The organism is Streptomyces blattellae (genome assembly GCF_009709555.1).
Taxonomy (GTDB): Bacteria; Actinomycetota; Actinomycetes; order Streptomycetales; family Streptomycetaceae; genus Streptomyces; species Streptomyces blattellae.
Genome location: NZ_WJBG01000198.1, coordinates 1 through 19,449, shown reverse-complemented (window position 1 = coordinate 19,449; position 19,449 = coordinate 1). Strand labels below are relative to the sequence as shown.

The window sequence follows — 19,449 nt, the reverse complement described above, 5'->3', positions numbered from 1 at the left end:
GAATGAATCTGAGCAAGAACCCAGAGGGCTTCGACGGCCCTGTCGCATGGGAAACCCCCGGCACCCGGGCTGCGCTGTGCCGGTGGGCGGCACGGCTTCTGGCCAAGATGCTCGGCTGGATCATGGTGTGGCTGGCCTGGTTGTACGGCGTGCTGATCCAGCTCTCCTGGGGAGCGGTGGCAGTTCTGGCCGGTCTGCCGCTGGTAGTGATCGCGTACCTCGTATGTGCTCAGCTGTTCGCATTGTCCAAGCTCTGGCGCATGTATCGCATCCTCAAGGTCTATCCCTGGCGGCAGCAGCGCGACGGCGTCCGGGCCAAGCGGCAATGGCCCAGGGGCGCCAGGGCTGTGTTCGTTCTGCCGAATCCTGACCGGCCGGAGAAGACGGAATCGCCTGAAGAGCAGGGCGGCTTCTTCAGGATCTGGGACCGTGTCGCGCGCAAGGGGTTCCACGACGAGCTGTGGTACGCGGGCGACCCTCGCTTCGCCTGCGTCGTCGCCAAACCAGGCCCGAAGACGCTGAGTTACGCGGACCAGCGCACCGCCTACTCCCTCGACACTTCGCCCCGCCGTAAAGGCATCAGCCCCGAAGCCAGACGTCGCGCTCGGGCCATCGGCGCGCGCGTCGCCGACTGACGCAGCCCGACAGCTCCGGCTCAGCCGACGTCCAGCCTCCGACACGTGCTGGGCCGCAGCCCGACTCAGCGTACGGGCAGAGCGTCGTACCCAAACTCGCGGCAATACGTGTATCCACGTTGCCGGGGACGGCGATGCTAGCCGAACAGGAACGGGGGGCGCACTGCAATCGCCGCACCCCCGAACACGACCCAGTCCGCTACTCCGCCGGCATCCCACCATTGTGCGGCGCAGGCTCCAGGTCGAACTCCCCGTCCCGTGCCCCGAGTACGAACGCCCGCCACTCCGCCTCGGTGTACCGCAGCACGGTGTCGGGATCGAGGGACGAGCGCATGGCCACCGCGCCCTGCGGCAGATACGCGATCTCGACCCGCTCCTCGTGCGTCTCGGTACCCGGCGCGGAGTGCCACTCGACCCCCGAGATGTCGAGGGCGTACAGCTCGTCCCGCTCCCGCTCCTTGCGCGCCTTGACGTCCTCGGCCTGAGTCTCGACCTCGTTGTCCCGTGCCTGGGTCATGCTGCTGGGCCTCTTCCTGACGTGCGAACGAAGTATGGGTCTCAGCCTACTTGCCTGCATGGTGCTCACGCTGCGGAAAGGGCGGGTCACCCACAGCTCGCCGAGTCAGGTCCGGGCTTTTGTCCACGACGCTCATGGTGCACACAATGGAGGGGCGGCGCCCCCCACCCGGCCCCTCACTCGGGTCGCTGTTGGCGAATCAACCGGCGCCGGACTTCCCGTGCGCGGAGTGTGACGGTTTCCGGAAAACTGTCACACTCCGCGCACCGCATACCCGACGGCCCGAGGTCTCAGCGGACCCTCGGCACCGCCCGCAGAATTCGCGGGCGGCCCCCACCCCGGCCCCCACCCCGGGCGCCACCCCTCCCGTCACCCACCCCCTCACCCGGGCGCACCCCTCCCGTCACCCCCCACACACATCAGTGCCGCGCCGCCAACCACCCCGTCTGGATCAGCTGCCCACTCCGTCGCCGAGTGTGGAAGTGCCCCCGCCCGGGCGGCAGTTGGGACGGTGCGATGTTGCCCAGCAGAGCCCCCTCGGTCCGGTCGCCGGAGAGCACGATGCCCTGGGCGCCGAGTTCGCGCAGGCGCTGCATCACGGGCTCGTACAGGGACCGGCTGGCGCCGCCCGAGGCGCGCGCGATGATGACGCGCAGGCCGATGTCACGGGCGAAGGGCAGGTATTCCAGCAGCGGGGCCAGCGGGTTCACGCCGGTCGCCACCAGGTCGTAGTCGTCGATGATGACGAACGCGTCCGGGCTGCTGTACCAACTGCGGTTGCGCAGCTGCTCGGGCGTCACGTCCGGGCCCGGCATACGGCGGCCGAGCGAACCGGCCAGGCCCTCCAGCGTCTCCGTCAGCGCGGGCGCCGCCGCGCAGTACCGGGAGAGGTGCGACTCGGGCACGCCCTCCAGGTGTGCGCGCCGGTAGTCACCCATGACGATCTTCGCCTGCTGCGGCGTGTAACGCTCACAGATCTGCTTGATGAGCAGCCGCAGCATCGCGGACTTACCGGACTCGCTCTCACCGAACACGATGAAGTGCGGGTCGGTCTCGAAGTCCACGAAGACCGGCGCGAGCGACGACTCGTCGATGCCGATGGCGACACCGCGGTCCGGGTGCTCGAAGCCCTTGGGCAACCGGTCCCAGGGCAGCATCGTGGGCAGCAGCCGCACGGCCGGGGCCGGGGCGCCCTGCCAGTTGTCGTTGATGCCCCGGACGAGGATCGCCGTCGCCTCCGACAGGTCCTCCGTCTCCGAGGAGCCGTCGACCCGGGGCAGGGCGGTCATGAAGTGCAGCTTGTCCGGGGTCAGACCGCGGCCCGGCACGGTGGCCGGCACGTTCTGCGCGACCTTGCGGTCGATCTCCGACTCGGTCGGGTCGCCGAGCCGCAGTTCGATGCGGTTCTGCAGCATGTCCTTGAGCGCGGGCCGCACTTCGGTGTAGCGGCTCGCGGCCAGGATCACGTGCACGCCGAAGCCGAGGCCGCGTGTGGCGATCTCGGTGACGGTGGACTCCAGCAGCTCGTAGTCCGTCTTGAAGGTGGCCCAGCCGTCGATGACCAGGAAGACGTCACCCCAGGGCTGGTCGGGCAGCTGGCCCGCGTTCCGGCGCTGACGGTAGGTCTGCACCGAGTCGACGTTGTTCGCGCGGAAGTACTCCTCGCGCGCGTTGAGGATCCCCTCGACCTCGCTGACCGTACGGCGCACCTTCTCGGCGTCGAGCCGGTTGGCGACCCCGCCGACGTGGGCCAGCTCCTCCATCGCGATGAGACTGCCACCCCCGAAGTCCAGGCAGTAGAACTGGACTTCGGCCGGTGTGTGGGTGAGCGCGAAGGACGAGATCAGCGAGCGCAGCAGCGTCGACTTGCCGGACTGCGGACCACCGACGAACAGGCCGTGGCCCGCGCCGCCCGAGAAGTCCCGGTAGAGCACGTCGCGCCGCTGCTCGAACGGCTTGTCGACCAGGCCGACCGGCACGTTGAGCCGGCCGAGTGCCGTGTAGTCGGGCGCGGTCAGGCCGCGGTCCGGAGTGACGGCGAGCTGGGGGAGGAGCTGCTCCAGCGAGGGCGCTTCTTCCAGCGGCGGCAGCCACACCTGGTGAGCGGGCGGGCCCTGGTTGACCATCCGGCTGACGAGGACGTCCAGGACGGTGTCGGCGAGCGCGTCGTCCACCCTGGTGTCGGGCTCCGGCTCGTCGATCACCGGCTGCGGGGGCAGCGCCACCTGCTCCGCCGTGAACAGCGCGGGCCGCAGCTGCGTCGAGCGGTGCACCCGGGACGGGCCCTCGCCGTGGTACGGCCCCGACACGTACGCCGCCTTGAAGCGGACCATGGTGTCGGTGTCGTACCGCAGATAGCCGGAGCCGGGGATCGACGGCAGGTGGTAGGCGTCCGGCACACCGATCGCCGTACGGGACTCGGCAGCGGAGAACGTACGCAGACCGATCCGGTACGACAGGTACGTGTCCAGGCCGCGCAGCTTGCCCTCCTCCAGGCGCTGCGACGCCAGCAGCAGATGGATGCCAAGCGAGCGACCGATACGGCCGATCTGGATGAACATGTCGATGAAGTCGGGCTTGGCGGTGAGGAGTTCGGAGAACTCGTCGAGCACGATCACCAGTGAGGCCATCGGCTCCAGCGCGGCGCCCGCCGCCCGGGCCTTCTCGTAGTCGTGCAGGTTGGCGTAGTTGCCGGCCGAGCGCAGCAGCTCCTGACGGCGCTGTGTCTCACCCATGATCGAGTCGCGCATACGGTCGACGAGGGTGAGGTCGTCGGCGAGGTTGGTGATGACCGCCGCGGTGTGCGGCATGTCCGCCATACCGGCGAAGGTCGCGCCGCCCTTGAAGTCCGCGAGGATGAAGTTCAGCGTCTCCGAGGAGTGCGTCACCGCGAGACCGAGCACCAGCGTACGCAGCACCTCGGACTTGCCGGAACCGGTCGCGCCGACGCACAGACCGTGCGGGCCCATGCCCTCCTGCGAGGCCTCCTTGAGGTCCAGCATGACCGGCTCGCCGTTCTCGCCGACACCGATCGGCACCCGCAGCCGCTCGTGCAGCGTGCGGGGCCGCCAGGTGCGGGAGACATCGACGGCACCCGCGTCGCCGATCCCCATGAGGTCGGTGAAGTCCAGGTTGGACAGAAGGGGTTCGCCCTCCTCCGCGGAGCCCACCCGGAACGGGGCGAGCTGCCGGGCCAGCGACTCCGCCTGCGCCGGGTTCAGCAGGTCGGGCCTGCCGCTGTAGGCGGACTCATGGTGGACGAACAGCCGCATCCGGTCCGGCTTGACGTAGACCGTGAGGCCCGCGCGCAGCTCCTCCTCCAGCTCGCCGGGGGAGATTTCGAGGAAGGTGACGCCCTGCAGGCCCTCGGTGCTGGCGAGTTCGGAGTCCGGCGGCACGGTGCCGCCGTCCAGCACCACGATCAGATGCGGCTGGTCGTAGACCGGGCCCGCGTCCCGGTTCCAGCGCGGCCGGTCGTCCAACTGGTCGGCCAGCGCCTCCTCCAGCTCGCCGAGATCGTCGAAGAGCAGCCGGGTCGAACCCGCGCCGTCCTTGGACTTCGGGTGCTGGCTGTGCGGCAGCCACTTGATCCAGTCCCAGTCCGCCGCCGCGGAGGGGTGCGCCACCACGGCGATCATCAGGTCCTCGGGCGAATGCAGCGTCGCCAGCTGGGCCAGGGCCGCACGGGCACTGCCGTAGACCGTGTCCGTCTCCCCGCACACCGTCACGTGGTAGAAGGCACGGAGGGAGACGGAGACGGGCAGGTCGGACAGGCTGCCGTGGGCGTCGAGGAAGGCCTTCATCGCCGCCGCGGTCAGCGGCTCCAGCTCGTCCTTGGGCGCCGTCTCCGGCGCGACGAGCGGAGTGTTCAGCTGCTGGATGCCACGGCCTATGCGTACGGAGGCGAAGTCCGCGTCGGTCGGGCGCCGTTCCCACAGGCGCTTGCCGTCGGCCGCCACGGCCCACAGCTGTTCCGGGTCGGGATGCTGGAAGAGCTGGCTGCGCCGCTGCAGTTCGGCGGTCTTGTGCACGTCCTTGCGGACCTGTTCGAGATAGCGGAAGTAGTCGCGCCGGTCCTGCGCCATCCCCGCGCCGCCGCCCTGCTGCCGGGACCTGGCGAACTGGGCGATGGCCATGGCCAGCGTCGACGCCAGCATCAGCCCGCCGACCACCCTCATGTAGGGGGGCAGACCCGGCATGAAGAAGAAGCCGACCGAACCCATCATGCCCATCATGGGCAGCAGGGTCATCAGCATGCTCTCGTCGCCCTCGCGAGGAATCTCGGGGGGCGTCTCCAGTCTGACCTCGCCGTCCGGGACGGCCGGGGGCACTATCCGCGGTGGTCGCTTGATGATGACGACGCTCACCGATGCACTCATCCTTCGCGATTGATACGTCTGATACGTCCTGGCATCGACGCCCCCGTGTAGCGCGACGTGTTCTCGTTCGCGTAGGCGTCATACATGTGGGCGTCGATCCTACTGATGCACCGAGTGCCCCAGGGAGCCAGGAGGATGGAGATGCCGAGGGGGCACGGAGAGGAAACCGGGGAGGTGGGCCCTGCGCCCCCCGTGGCAACGGATATGGTGGCGCTCCGTGCCGTACGAGCGGCGCGAGGAAGCCTTGTCCAGCAGGGGGAAGTACCAGGTGAGCACGGGGACATCGACAGGTTTCTGCCGAATCACGATCGCGGCGCCGGACAGCCGGGTCGATGTCGCGCTACCGGAGGATCTGCCGGTCCAGGACCTGTTTCCTGAGATCGTCAGGCTCTCGGGCCTGGTCAGGTCGGACGCCGATCCGGCGGGCTATCACCTCGTCACCCGCGAGGGCCAAGTACTCGACGCCAGCCGCTCGTTGCTCGAACACCGGGTCAGGGACGGCGACGTGCTGCTGCTGCGCACCTTCGCCGACTCACTGCCGCCGGCCGTGCACGACGACGTGGTGGACGCGATCGCCGCCGCGGTCAAGCAGGACATCCGCAGCTGGAACGACAACCTGATGCGGATGGCCGGTCTGGTCTCCGGCGCACTGCTGCTGATCATGCTCGGCTTCGTCTTCTGGTTCGCGGATCCGATACGGCACGACATGCACGGCCTGCAGGGCATCCTCGCCGGCGTGGTCGCGGTGGCCCTGACGGCGCTCGCCGGGGTCCGCGCCCGGGTGTACGACGACCGTGGCGCCGCCGTCGCACTCGGCGTCTCGGCACTCCCGCACGCACTCATCGCGGGCTCCGGGGTCATCCCGCAGGACGCGGGCGAAGGCCCCGGCCGGATCCAGTTCCTCGTCGGCTGTGTCGCCGTACTCCTTGTCTCCGTCGTGCTGATCATGCTGCTGCCGCAGGGCGACGCCCCGTTCGTGGCCGCCGCGCTGGCCGCCGGGATCGGCACGCTCGCCGTGTTCTGCGGGGTGCTCACGGAGGCGGAGCCGCGGGAGATCGCCGCCGGCACCTCCGTCGTCGGCCTGGCGGTCGTCGGCTTCCTGCCCGGCTGGTCGGCCCGGTTTGCCAAGCTGCCGATCGGCTTCCGCAACCCGGAGGACCTGGCCAGGGCCCGGCGTGAGGGAGACGAGGGCGACGTCGAAGCCGTCGACGTCCAGCGCATCGTCGCCCAGACCAGCAGGGGCCACGAACTGCTGCTCGGCCTGGTCGGGGGCTGCGCCGCCGTCATCATCGGCGCGGGCGGCGCGGTGCTCGGCTTCAGCAACAGCGGCTGGGCCCAGCTGCTGGCCCTGTGCACCGGCCTCGCCGCGATGCTGCGCGCACGTCTCTTCCGGTACACCGCCCAGGTCACATGCCTGTTCGTGGCCGGAGTCGGCACGATCGCCCTGCTGGTGCTCGGCCTGGCCCTCTCGCCCCCGGACGGCATCATCGTCGACCTCCTCAAGGGCGACTCCAGCGCCGTCGACGTGCGGACCCTGTGGCTCGCCGCCGCGGTCGGGGTGGGCGTGCTGATCCTGATCGCGATCGCGCTGATCGTGCCGCAGAAGGGGCTCTCGCCGTTCTGGGGCCGGATGCTCGACCTCGCCGACTCGCTGGTGCTGCTCTCCCTGGTCCCGATCTGCCTGGCCGTCCTCGATGTCTACGGCGAGGTCCGCGGCGGCATCTGACCGGCGAGGTCCGCGGCGGGCATCTGACCGGCGGAGGACGCCTGTCAAGAGCGCGCTCGTCTGCTGGTACGCTGTGTGACGGCCGTTCGTGTACGCACCCCCGGAGCCCAGGCCCCGGAGGCCGCGCCCAGCGGATCCCCGCCTTCCGAGTCACGGAAGCTCCCCCGAGTAGCAGACCGGGGGCACTCGGTGGCCATTCACAGACTATGAGGAGTACGCGTGTCGCTCGACGCCGCCACGAAGAAGCAGATCATCTCCGAGTTCGGTACCAAGGACGGTGACACCGGCTCCCCCGAGGTCCAGGTCGCTCTGCTGTCCCGTCGGATCTCCGACCTGACCGAGCACCTCAAGACCCACAAGCACGACCACCACTCCCGTCGTGGTCTGCTGATCCTGGTCGGTCAGCGCCGCCGGCTGCTGCAGTACCTGGCGAAGAAGGACATCGCGCGCTTCCGTGCGCTGGTCGACCGTCTCGGCATCCGCCGTGGTGCGGCGGGCGCCAAGTAACACGCCGTGAAGGGAGCGGTTCCCGAGACGATCGGGGGCCGCTCCCTTTTGCCGTACGTGCGGAAACGTGCGGAGTGTCACACCCGCTTTGTAGTGTGGGTAGCAGAACGCCATACGCACGACACAGCACGACACGACAAGGAAGAGGAGAAGCGCGCCTCGCCGCCGCCGGTCCTCGGTAGTGGCCCCCGGGGGGAAGTGAGCCCCGGGTGCTTCGATCGAAGACCGGCCCGCACCAGACGGAGCGCTTCTCCGCAACCGTCCCCCCGCCACACGGGCGAGGCGGGACGAAAGACGACAAGTAACGGAGAAAACGCTAGTGGAGAACGAGACCCACTACGCCGAGGCCGTCATCGACAACGGCTCCTTCGGCACCCGCACCATCCGCTTCGAGACGGGCCGCCTGGCCAAGCAGGCCGCCGGTTCCGCCGTGGCGTACCTGGACGACGACACCATGGTGCTGTCGGCCACCACCGCCTCCAAGAACCCCAAGGACCAGCTCGACTTCTTCCCGCTGACGGTGGACGTCGAGGAGCGGATGTACGCGGCCGGGAAGATCCCCGGTTCCTTCTTCCGCCGTGAGGGCCGGCCCTCCGAGGACGCCATCCTCACCTGCCGCCTCATCGACCGCCCGCTGCGCCCGTCCTTCAAGAAGGGCCTGCGCAACGAGATCCAGGTCGTCGCCACGATCATGGCCCTCAACCCCGACCACCTGTACGACGTCGTGGCGATCAACGCCGCCTCCGCGTCCACGCAGCTGGCCGGTCTGCCCTTCTCCGGCCCGATCGGCGGCGTCCGCGTCGCGCTGATCAACGGCCAGTGGGTCGCGTTCCCGACGCACACCGAGCTTGAGGACGCCGTCTTCGACATGGTGGTCGCGGGCCGCACCCTGGAGGACGGCGACGTCGCGATCATGATGGTCGAGGCCGAGGCCACCGACAAGACCATCCAGCTGGTCAAGGGCGGCGCCGAGGCGCCGACCGAGGAAGTCGTCGCCGCCGGTCTGGACGCCGCGAAGCCCTTCATCAAGGTCCTCTGCAAGGCCCAGTCGGACCTCGCCGCGAAGGCCGCGCAGCTTGAATCGGGCAAGAGGGCGACCGCCGAGTTCCCGATCTTCCTGGACTACCAGGACGACGTGCTGGAGGCGCTCACCGCCGCCGTCAAGCCGGAGCTCGCCCAGGCGCTGACCATCGTCGGCAAGCTGGAGCGCGAGGCAGAGCTGGACCGCGTGAAGACCCTCGCCGCCGAGAAGCTCCTGCCGGAGTTCGAGGGCCGCGAGAAGGAGATCTCCGCCGCGTACCGCTCGCTGACCAAGTCCCTGGTCCGTGAGCGCGTCATCAAGGAGAAGAAGCGCATCGACGGCCGCGGTGTCACCGACATCCGCACCCTGGCCGCCGAGGTCGAGGCCATCCCGCGCGTGCACGGCTCCGCACTGTTCGAGCGTGGCGAGACCCAGATCCTGGGCGTCACCACCCTGAACATGCTCCGCATGGAGCAGCAGCTGGACACCCTCTCCCCGGTGACCCGCAAGCGCTACATGCACAACTACAACTTCCCGCCGTACTCCACCGGCGAGACCGGCCGCGTCGGCTCCCCGAAGCGCCGCGAGATCGGCCACGGCGCCCTCGCCGAGCGCGCCCTCGTGCCGGTCCTGCCCACGCGCGAGGAGTTCCCCTACGCGATCCGCCAGGTGTCCGAGGCCCTCGGCTCCAACGGCTCGACGTCCATGGGCTCGGTCTGCGCCTCCACCATGTCGCTGCTGAACGCCGGTGTGCCGCTGAAGGCGCCGGTCGCCGGTATCGCCATGGGTCTGATCTCCCAGGAGATCGAGGGCGAGACGCACTACGTGACGCTGACCGACATCCTCGGCGCCGAGGACGCCTTCGGCGACATGGACTTCAAGGTCGCCGGCACCAAGGAGTTCGTGACCGCCCTCCAGCTCGACACCAAGCTGGACGGCATCCCGGCCTCCGTCCTGGCCGCGGCCCTCAAGCAGGCCCGTGACGCCCGCCTCCACATCCTCGACGTGATGATGGAAGCGATCGACACGCCGGACGAGATGTCCCCGAACGCTCCGCGGATCATCACCGTCAAGATCCCCGTGGACAAGATCGGCGAGGTCATCGGCCCCAAGGGCAAGATGATCAACCAGATCCAGGAGGACACCGGCGCCGAGATCACGATCGAGGACGACGGCACCATCTACATCGGTGCCGCCGACGGCCCTGCCGCCGAGGCCGCCCGCACCACGATCAACGGCATCGCCAACCCGACGATGCCGGAGGTCGGCGAGCGCTACCTGGGTACGGTCGTGAAGACCACCACCTTCGGCGCCTTCGTCTCCCTGCTCCCCGGCAAGGACGGTCTGCTGCACATCTCGCAGATCCGCAAGCTGGCCGGCGGCAAGCGCGTGGAGAACGTCGAGGACGTCGTCGGCGTGGGCCAGAAGGTCCAGGTCGAGATCGCCGAGATCGACTCCCGCGGCAAGCTCTCCCTGATCCCCGTGATCGAGGGCGAGGAAGCGGCCGCCGACGACAAGAAGGACGCTGCGTCCGAGAGCGGCTCCGCCGCGGGCGACCAGTGACGTCGAGCAGCTCAACGGCGACGGCCCGCACCTCTTCGGAGGCGCGGGCCGTCGCCCGTACCCAAACCCTGATCAAGGGCACAGGCGGCATCGGTACGGTCCGCAAGACCACCCTCCCCGGAGGCCTCCGGGTCGTCACCGAGACGCTCCCGTCCGTGCGCTCAGCCACCTTCGGCATCTGGGCGCACGTGGGCTCCCGCGACGAGACGCCTGCGCTGAACGGCGCCACGCACTACCTGGAGCACCTCCTCTTCAAGGGCACCACCCGCAGGTCCGCACTGGACATCTCCTCCGCCCTCGACGCGGTCGGCGGCGAGATGAACGCGTTCACGGCCAAGGAGTACACGTGCTACTACGCACGCGTGCTCGACACCGACCTGCCGCTCGCCATAGACGTCGTCTGCGACATGCTGACCGGCTCGCTCATCCTCGAAGAGGACGTCAACGTCGAGCGGGGCGCCATCCTCGAAGAGATCGCGATGACCGAGGACGACCCGGGCGACTGCGTGCACGACCTGTTCGCGCACACGATGTTCGGCGACAACCCCCTCGGCCGCCCCGTCCTCGGCACGGTCGACACGGTCAACGCCCTCACCGCCGACCGCATCCGCCGCTTCTACAAGAAGCACTACGACCCGACCCACCTCGTGGTCGCCTGCGCCGGCAACATCGACCACAACAAGGTCGTACGACAGGTCCGCGCCGCCTTCGAGAAGGCGGGTGCCCTCAAGAGCCTCGACGCCATGCCCATCACCCCGCGCGACGGCCGCCGGACCGTCCGCACCGCCGGGCGCGTGGAGCTGATCGGCCGTAAGACGGAGCAGGCGCATGTCGTCCTCGGTATGCCGGGCCTGGCCCGCACGGACGAGCGCCGCTGGGCGCTGGGCGTGCTGAACACGGCACTCGGCGGCGGTATGTCGTCCCGGCTCTTCCAGGAGGTCCGCGAAAAGCGCGGCCTGGCTTACAGCGTGTACTCGTACACTTCGGGCTTCGCCGACTGCGGCCTGTTCGGCGTGTACGCGGGCTGCCGCCCGTCCCAGGTGCACGACGTGCTGAAGATCTGCCGCGACGAACTCGACCAGGTCGCCGGGCACGGCCTGCCCGAGGACGAGATCGACCGCGCCATCGGCCAGCTCCGCGGCTCCACAGTTCTCGGCCTGGAGGACACGGGCGCGCTGATGAACCGTATCGGCAAGAGCGAACTGTGCTGGGGCGAGCAGATGTCCGTCGACGACATGCTGGCCCGGATAGCCTCGGTCACCCCGGACGACGTCCGCGCGGTCGCCCGCGACATCCTGGGACAGCGGCCCTCGCTGTCGGTCATCGGTCCGCTCAAGGACAAACAGGCGTCCCGTCTGCACGAAGCGGTCGCGTAAGCCCTCTCCTGAAGGAACTGAAGGAAGCAAGAACATGAGCAAGCTGCGTGTGGCGGTCCTCGGTGCAGGCGGCCGGATCGGATCCGAGGCGGTACGGGCGGTCGAGGCCGCCGAGGACATGGAGCTGGTCGCCGCCCTCGGCCGGGGCGACAAGCTGGAGACGCTGGCCGAGACCGACGCCCAGGTCGCCGTCGAACTGACCACGCCGGCCTCGGTGATGGGCAACCTCGACTTCTGCGTCCGGCACGGCATCCACTCCGTCGTCGGTACGACGGGCTGGACCGACGAACGCCTCGCGCAGCTCAAGGGCTGGCTGGCCCAGTCCCCGGAGACCGGCGTGCTCATCGCGCCCAACTTCTCCATCGGGGCCGTCCTGACGATGAAGTTCGCGCAGATCGCGGCGCCCTACTTCGAGTCCGTCGAGGTCGTCGAGCTGCACCACCCGAACAAGGTGGACGCCCCCAGCGGCACCGCCACCCGCACGGCCCAGCTCATCGCCGAGGCGCGCGCCCACGCGGGTTCCGCCCCGGCGCCGGACGCCACGGTCACCGCCCTGGGCGGAGCCCGCGGTGCGAACATCGACGGGGTCCCGGTCCACGCCATCCGGCTGCGCGGGCTACTCGCCCACCAGGAGGTGCTGCTCGGCGGCGAGGGCGAGACACTGACCATCCGCCACGACTCGCTCCACCACAGCAGCTTCATGCCGGGGATCCTGCTCGGCGCCCGCCGCGTGGTGACCACTCCGGGCCTCACCTTCGGCCTGGAACACTTCCTGGACCTCGGCTGACCGCCATGGGCGCGAAGATCACTTATGCCGTCACGGCTGCCGTCCTGGTCGTCTACTTCGTCCTGGTCGGCAGCCGCGGCGTCATGCTCATACAGGCCGGCACGGTCCTGACCGTCACCTTCGGTGTCGCGGTGCTGATCCTGCCGGTGATCGGCCTGTGGTTCCTCTGGAAGAACACCGAGTTCGTCCGCAAGGCCAACCGGCTCGCCGCCGAACTCGACGCCGAGGGCGGCCTGCCCGTCGACGAACTGAAGCGGACCCCCGGCGGACGCATCGACCGCGACTCGGCCGACGAGGTCTTCGCCAAGCGCAAGGCCGAGACGGAGGCCGCCCCCGACGACTGGCGCAGCTGGTTCCGCCTCGCCGTCGCCTACCACGACGCCCGCGACACCCCGCGCGCCCGCAAGGCGATGCAACGGGCGATCGCCCTGCGTGAAGCCGCCCGCTGAAGGCTCCTCAGCAGAGGAGGGGGGCCCGTTCCGCCGATGCGGACCGGGCCCCGTCGCATACGTGTCAGCCGTGCCTGTTCTCCGCCGCCCACGCCTCGATGGTGTCCGCGGCCCGGTCGAAAGCCTCCGGCCGCGCCAGGAAGTCGGCGCTGTGCGTGGTCAGCAGCGGCTGCTCGTCCTCCGGAGCACGTCCCTGCCGTACGAGGCTCAGGGCCTGCCCCTGCACCGTGCGCGGCAGCCCGAGCCAGCGCACCGGCTGCTGCACCGTCCGCACGGCGACGACCAGGTTCCAGGCCACCGTACGCGTGCCGAGGAAGCCCACCCGGCGCAGCCCGGCCGCGCTCACCCACACGCCCATGCGCAGCATCCGCAGGGCGACGGCGACCACGAGCAGCGCGATGCCGAAGACCACCCCGGCCTCGGTGAGCGTGCCGGTGAACGCGATGATGACCGCCGCGAACAGCACGTACGAGGCGAGCAGCAGCAGAACCGCCGCCGAGCCCACCCGACAGGGCCCCGGACGGTAGGGGCGTCGCCAGCGGTCGCGGTCGTCGAACGGCAGCGGGACATCCTCCGCTGCCTCGTATGCGTGGTCGGCCGTCAGGAAGGGCAGGGGCACGGCTGGTCCTCACTCAATCCATGCATGGGCTGTGCCCGGTGAGGGTATCGACCCGTGTCCCCGCTCACCACCCTTGGGGGTCCGGACGGGGTCAGCGTCCGCCGGCCGCCTGAGAATGCTGAGGCTGCGTGGACGACAGCTCCGTGGACAGCGCCGGCATCCCGAGGACCAGGGACCCGACCAGCCCCGCCACGATGGTGAGGCCCAGCAACCAGCGCCCGGCTATTTGTCCCGCGGTCGCCCGCTCGCGTGGTGGGGGAGCGACATTGCTGCGATACCTGTCGGCCTCGGCGAGGAAGGCGAACGGGACGGGTTCGCGCCGACGAAACATCAGAGGCACCTCTCCTCTCGGGGACCCCGGGCCTCTTCGGGGCTCTCAGGGATCGAACGAATCGCTGTCACTGAGACAGACGAACGAGCGCCTCAAAAGGTGCCCGATTTCCCCGACTTCGCAGAAGTTCGCCGATGTTCGCGGCCGAATGTCGCAGCACGGCACCGAACGCCCTGTCAGTGCCGGGCCGTAGAGTGGGCGCCGCCCCACAGAAGTGATGGAAGGGACCCTCCGAGCCGTGACCGACACCCCCGCCGACGACCTCAAGCCCAGCTTCCGCGGCGACGTCACCGTCGAGCTGGTGAAGCACACCGCGTCCGACGCCGACGTGCTGTTCGCCGCCCGCGTCTCGACCCTCGGCGAGCAGTCCCTGGACGAGCTGAGGAAGGACCCCGAGCGCTCCAAGGGCCTGATCAACTACCTGATGCGGGACCGGCACGGCAGCCCCTTCGAGCACAACTCGATGACCTTCTTCATCAGCGCCCCGATCTTCGTCTTCCGCGAGTTCATGCGCCACCGCGTGGGCTGGTCGTACAACGAGGAATCGGGCCGGTACCGGGAGCTCCAGCCCGTCTTCTACGTCCCCGACGAGTCCCGCAAGCTCGTCCAGGAGGGCCGCCCCGGCAAGTACGTCTTCGTCGAGGGCACCCAGGCCCAGCAGGAGCTGGTCGGCCGTGTGATGGAGGATTCGTACCGGCAGGCGTACGAGGCCTATCAGGAGATGCTCGCCGCCGGCGTCGCCCGCGAGGTGGCCCGCTCGGTCCTCCCCGTCGGCCTGTTCTCCTCCATGTACGCCACCTGCAACGCCCGCTCGCTGATGCACTTCCTCGGCCTGCGCACCCAGCACGAACGGGCGAAGGTCCCGTCCTTCCCGCAGCGCGAGATCGAGATGGTCGGCGAGAAGATGGAGGCGGAGTGGGCCAAGCTCATGCCTCTCACCTACGCCGCCTTCAACGCCAACGGCCGCGTCGCGCCGTAGCGCACGGATGGCCCCCTCTCGGGCACAGATGTACGGGGCCGCCGGGCGAAGTGTCCGTATTGCGGCATTTAGAGAAGTTCATCTAGCCTGATCAAACGGGCCCGGCACTGCTTGAACCCCCGAGCAGGCAGTGCCGGGCTCCACCTTTGTCACGACTTGTCGCCTGCCCCGAGGGCAGACCCCGCATTGAGCAGCGAGTAGCGTGTTACCCATGGCTCCGACCTCCACTCCGCAGACCCCCTTCGGGCGGGTCCTCACCGCCATGGTCACGCCCTTCACGGCGGACGGCGCACTCGACCTCGACGGCGCCCAGCGGCTCGCCGCCCATCTGGTGGACGCAGGCAACGACGGCCTGATCATCAACGGCACCACCGGCGAGTCCCCCACCACCAGCAATGCGGAGAAAAAGGATCTCGTCCGAGCCGTCCTCGAAGCGGTCGGCGACCGGGCCCACGTCGTCGCCGGCGTCGGCACCAACGACACCCGCCACAGCCTCGAACTCGCCCGCGAGGCCGAGCAGACCGGCGCGCACGGCCTCCTGGTCGTGACGCCGTACTACAACAAGCCCCCACAGGACGGCCTCTACCGGCACTTCACGGCCATCGCCGACGCCACCGAACTGCCGGTCATGCTCTACGACATCCCCGGCCGCAGCGGCGTCCCGATCAACACCGAGACACTGGTCCGCCTCGCCGAGCACCCGCGCATCGTCGCCAACAAGGACGCCAAGGGCGACCTCGGCCGGGCCAGCTGGGCCATCGCGCGCTCCGGCCTCGCCTGGTACTCCGGCGACGACATGCTGAACCTGCCGCTGCTATCCGTGGGCGCCGTCGGCTTCGTCTCCGTCGTCGGCCACGTGGTCACCCCCGAGCTGCGCGCCCTGGTCGAGGCGTACACCGCGGGCGACGTGCACAAGGCAACCGAGATCCACCAGAAGCTGCTTCCGGTCTACACCGGCATGTTCCGCACCCAGGGCGTCATGACCACCAAGGCCGCGCTCGCCCTGCAGGGCCTGCCCGCCGGACCGCTGCGCGCGCCGATGGTGGAGCTCACTGCAGAGGAGATCGAGCAGCTCAAGATCGATCTTGCCGCCGGCGGGGTACAGCTCTAGCACCAGACTTCGCGCGAGCCGTCGCGCAGTGAAACTCCACAACTGAATAGCGGGCCACCGGTGCCCGCACCCCACACGACAACTGCTTCTGCACGAACGTCATGCGCGCCACGTGCCCCACCGGTACGTGGCGTGTGTGGTGAGGAGAGTCTTTTGAGTCATCCGCATCCCGAACTCAGCCTGCCCCCGTCGCTCCCCGAAGGCGGCCTACGGGTCACCCCGCTCGGCGGCCTCGGCGAAATCGGCCGGAACATGACGGTCTTCGAATACGGCGGCCGCCTCCTGATCGTCGACTGCGGAGTGCTCTTCCCCGAAGAGGAGCAGCCCGGAATCGACCTGATCCTGCCGGACTTCTCGTCCATCAGGGACCGCCTCGACGACATCGAGGGCATCGTCCTCACTCACGGTCACGAGGACCACATCGGCGGCGTGCCCTTCCTGCTCCGCGAGAAGGCCGACATCCCGCTGATCGGCTCCAAGCTGACCCTCGCCCTCATCGAGGCCAAGCTCCAGGAGCACCGGATCCGCCCGTACACCCTTGAGGTGGCGGAGGGGAACCGCGAACGCATCGGCCCCTTCGACTGCGAGTTCATCGCGGTCAACCACTCCATCCCGGACGCCCTGGCCGTGGCCATCCGCACCCCGGCCGGCATGGCCGTCCACACCGGCGACTTCAAGATGGACCAGCTCCCGCTGGACGGCCGGCTCACCGACCTGCACGCGTTCGCGCGGCTGAGCGAGGAGGGCATCGACCTGCTCCTCTCCGACTCGACGAACGCCGAGGTCCCGGGCTTCGTTCCGCCCGAGCGCGACATTTCGAGCGTCCTGCGCCAGGTCTTCGCGACCGCCCGCAAGCGGATCATCGTGGCCAGCTTCGCCAGCCACGTCCACCGCATCCAGCAGATCCTGGACGCGGCCCACGAGTACGGCCGCCGCGTCGCCTTCGTCGGCCGCTCGATGGTCCGCAACATGGGCATCGCACGGGACCTGGGCTACCTCAAGGTCCCGCCCGGCCTCGTCGTCGACGTCAAGACCCTCGACGACCTCCCGGACGACGAGATCGTGCTGGTCTGCACGGGATCGCAGGGCGAACCCATGGCCGCCCTGTCGAGGATGGCGAACCGAGACCACCAGATCCGGATCGTCGAAGGCGACACGGTGATCCTGGCCTCCTCGCTGATCCCCGGCAACGAGAACGCGGTCTACCGCGTGATCAACGGCCTGACCCGCTGGGGCGCGAACGTCGTCCACAAGGGCAACGCCAGGGTCCACGTCTCGGGCCACGCCTCCGCCGGCGAGCTCCTGTACTTCTACAACATCTGCCGCCCGAAGAACCTGATGCCGGTGCACGGCGAGTGGCGCCACCTACGCGCCAACGCCGAACTGGGCGCCCTGACCGGCGTCCCGCACGACCGCATCGTCATCGCCGAGGACGGCGTCGCCGTGGACCTCGTCGAGGGCAAGGCCAAGATCTCCGGCAAGGTCCAGGCGGGCTATGTCTACGTCGACGGCCTCTCCGTGGGCGACGTGGGCGAGCCTGCCCTCAAAGACCGCAAGATCCTCGGCGACGAGGGCATCATCTCGGTCTTCGTCGTCGTCGACTCGTCGACCGGCAAGATCACGGGCGGGCCTCATGTCCAGGCCCGTGGCTCCGGCATCGAGGACTCGGCCTTCGCCGACGTCCTCCCGAAGATCACGGAAGTCCTGGAACGCTCCGCCCAGGACGGCGTCGTCGAGCCCCACCAGCTGCAGCAACTCATCCGACGCACGCTGGGCAAGTGGGTCTCCGACACCTACCGCCGCAGGCCGATGATCCTCCCTGTCGTGGTGGAGGTCTGACCCGACGCTCGGCACCTCACCACGCGCGAACTCGGAGCGGAGCGCCTCGATTTGCATCGAGGCGCTCCGCTCCAGTACGTTTACGACTCCTCCTCAACGGGAACCCGGCCACTTCGTGCGCCGGAACCAGTCCCCGAGCGGGACGGGAATTCCGACTCAGAATCTCTGATAAAGTCGGAGCCGCCGGAAAGGGAAACGCGAAAGCGGAAACCTGGAAAGCGCCGAGGAAATCGGATCGAGAAAAGATCTGATAGAGTCGGAAACGCAAGACCGAAGGGAAGCGCCCGGAGGAAAGCCGCGAGAGTGTCTCGGGTGAGTACGATGGAAGTGTCCGTTCCTTGAGAACTCAACAGCGTGCCAAAAATCAACGCCAGATATGTTGATACCCCGTCTCCGGCCGGTTGGTCGGGGCGAGGTTCCTTTGAAGAATACAGCGAGGACGCTGTGAATGGTCGGGTTATTCCTCCGATTGTTCCGCTCCCGTGATGAAGCATTCACGGAGAGTTTGATCCTGGCTCAGGACGAACGCTGGCGGCGTGCTTAACACATGCAAGTCGAACGATGAAGCCCTTCGGGGTGGATTAGTGGCGAACGGGTGAGTAACACGTGGGCAATCTGCCCTTCACTCCGGGACAAGCCCTGGAAACGGGGTCTAATACCGGATATCACTACTGCGGGCATCTGTGGTGGTTGAAAGCTCCGGCGGTGAAGGATGGGCCCGCGGCCTATCAGCTTGTTGGTGAGGTAATGGCTTACCAAGGCGACGACGGGTAGCCGGCCTGAGAGGGCGACCGGCCACACTGGGACTGAGACACGGCCCAGACTCCTACGGGAGGCAGCAGTGGGGAATATTGCACAATGGGCGCAAGCCTGATGCAGCGACGCCGCGTGAGGGATGACGGCCTTCGGGTTGTAAACCTCTTTCAGCAGGGAAGAAGCGGAAGTGACGGTACCTGCAGAAGAAGCGCCGGCTAACTACGTGCCAGCAGCCGCGGTAATACGTAGGGCGCAAGCGTTGTCCGGAATTATTGGGCGTAAAGAGCTCGTAGGCGGCTTGTCACGTCGGGTGTGAAAGCCCGGGGCTTAACCCCGGGTCTGCATTCGATACGGGCTGGCTGGAGTGTGGTAGGGGAGATCGGAATTCCTGGTGTAGCGGTGAAATGCGCAGATATCAGGAGGAACACCGGTGGCGAAGGCGGATCTCTGGGCCATTACTGACGCTGAGGAGCGAAAGCGTGGGGAGCGAACAGGATTAGATACCCTGGTAGTCCACGCCGTAAACGGTGGGAACTAGGTGTTGGCGACATTCCACGTCGTCGGTGCCGCAGCTAACGCATTAAGTTCCCCGCCTGGGGAGTACGGCCGCAAGGCTAAAACTCAAAGGAATTGACGGGGGCCCGCACAAGCAGCGGAGCATGTGGCTTAATTCGACGCAACGCGAAGAACCTTACCAAGGCTTGACATACGCCGGAAACGTCTGGAGACAGGCGCCCCCTTGTGGTCGGTGTACAGGTGGTGCATGGCTGTCGTCAGCTCGTGTCGTGAGATGTTGGGTTAAGTCCCGCAACGAGCGCAACCCTTGTCCTGTGTTGCCAGCATGCCCTTCGGGG

General features: G+C 68.4%; 14 protein-coding genes and 1 rRNA gene. 11 read left to right on the top strand and 4 right to left on the bottom strand.

Going from position 1 to position 19,449, the window contains the following annotated elements:
* Positions 1 to 2: 2 nt before the first annotated feature.
* Positions 3 to 635 (top strand): hypothetical protein, encoded by a 633-nt coding sequence (locus GFH49_RS27175; protein ID WP_155058704.1) that lies wholly within the window; start codon positions 3 to 5, stop codon positions 633 to 635.
* A 199-nt stretch (positions 636 to 834) separates the two neighbouring features.
* Here the strand turns inward: GFH49_RS27175 and GFH49_RS27170 are convergent, their stop codons facing one another.
* Positions 835 to 1,152: a DUF397 domain-containing protein gene (locus GFH49_RS27170; RefSeq protein WP_155058703.1), complete on the bottom strand. Its 318-nt coding sequence runs from the start codon at positions 1,150 to 1,152 to the stop codon at positions 835 to 837.
* Positions 1,153 to 1,571: 419 nt separating this feature from the next.
* Entirely contained in the window at positions 1,572 to 5,519 is a 3,948-nt protein-coding gene (gene eccCa, locus GFH49_RS27165) for a type VII secretion protein EccCa (protein WP_155058702.1), read from the bottom strand.
* A 280-nt stretch (positions 5,520 to 5,799) separates the two neighbouring features.
* On the opposite strand from eccCa, the gene eccD reads away from it, so the two are divergent.
* The 6 genes from eccD to GFH49_RS27135 all read left to right on the top strand — a co-directional run bounded on the left by eccD (position 5,800) and on the right by GFH49_RS27135 (position 12,960).
* On the top strand, positions 5,800 to 7,257 hold the full coding sequence (gene eccD / locus GFH49_RS27160) for a type VII secretion integral membrane protein EccD (protein WP_155058701.1): 1,458 nt from the start codon (positions 5,800 to 5,802) through the stop codon (positions 7,255 to 7,257).
* A 219-nt stretch (positions 7,258 to 7,476) separates the two neighbouring features.
* Positions 7,477 to 7,764: a 30S ribosomal protein S15 gene (rpsO, locus tag GFH49_RS27155; protein WP_155058700.1), complete on the top strand. Its 288-nt coding sequence runs from the start codon at positions 7,477 to 7,479 to the stop codon at positions 7,762 to 7,764.
* Positions 7,765 to 8,083: 319 nt separating this feature from the next.
* Positions 8,084 to 10,348: a polyribonucleotide nucleotidyltransferase gene (locus tag GFH49_RS27150; RefSeq protein ID WP_155058699.1), complete on the top strand. Its 2,265-nt coding sequence runs from the start codon at positions 8,084 to 8,086 to the stop codon at positions 10,346 to 10,348.
* Positions 10,345 to 11,724 (top strand): M16 family metallopeptidase, encoded by a 1,380-nt coding sequence (locus GFH49_RS27145; protein ID WP_155058698.1) that lies wholly within the window; start codon positions 10,345 to 10,347, stop codon positions 11,722 to 11,724. Before GFH49_RS27150 ends, GFH49_RS27145 begins: the two co-directional genes overlap by 4 nt.
* Positions 11,725 to 11,758: 34 nt before the next feature.
* Positions 11,759 to 12,511, top strand: coding sequence for a 4-hydroxy-tetrahydrodipicolinate reductase (gene dapB / locus GFH49_RS27140; protein ID WP_155058697.1), 753 nt, complete (start codon positions 11,759 to 11,761; stop codon positions 12,509 to 12,511).
* A gap of 5 nt (positions 12,512 to 12,516) precedes the next feature.
* Entirely contained in the window at positions 12,517 to 12,960 is a 444-nt protein-coding gene (locus GFH49_RS27135; protein WP_155058696.1) for a tetratricopeptide repeat protein, read from the top strand.
* A gap of 64 nt (positions 12,961 to 13,024) precedes the next feature.
* Here GFH49_RS27135 and GFH49_RS27130 read toward each other — a convergent pair whose 3' ends face one another.
* A complete protein-coding gene (locus GFH49_RS27130; RefSeq protein WP_155058695.1) occupies positions 13,025 to 13,579 on the bottom strand; it encodes an SCO5741 family PH domain-containing membrane protein in 555 nt (184 codons plus the stop codon).
* Between the two features lie 91 nt (positions 13,580 to 13,670).
* Positions 13,671 to 13,910, bottom strand: coding sequence for a hypothetical protein (locus tag GFH49_RS27125; RefSeq protein ID WP_155058694.1), 240 nt, complete (start codon positions 13,908 to 13,910; stop codon positions 13,671 to 13,673).
* Between the two features lie 238 nt (positions 13,911 to 14,148).
* Between GFH49_RS27125 and thyX the strand changes: the two genes are divergently transcribed.
* The 4 genes from thyX to GFH49_RS27105 all read left to right on the top strand — a co-directional run.
* Entirely contained in the window at positions 14,149 to 14,889 is a 741-nt protein-coding gene (thyX, locus tag GFH49_RS27120; protein WP_155058693.1) for an FAD-dependent thymidylate synthase, read from the top strand.
* A 211-nt stretch (positions 14,890 to 15,100) separates the two neighbouring features.
* Positions 15,101 to 16,000: a 4-hydroxy-tetrahydrodipicolinate synthase gene (gene dapA / locus GFH49_RS27115; protein ID WP_155058692.1), complete on the top strand. Its 900-nt coding sequence runs from the start codon at positions 15,101 to 15,103 to the stop codon at positions 15,998 to 16,000.
* 153 nt (positions 16,001 to 16,153) lie between these two features.
* The gene (locus tag GFH49_RS27110; protein WP_155058691.1) at positions 16,154 to 17,839 is read left to right on the top strand and encodes a ribonuclease J; all 1,686 of its coding nucleotides are present in this window, start codon (positions 16,154 to 16,156) and stop codon (positions 17,837 to 17,839) included.
* 493 nt (positions 17,840 to 18,332) lie between these two features.
* A 16S ribosomal RNA gene (locus GFH49_RS27105) occupies positions 18,333 to 19,449 on the top strand; the annotation flags it as partial.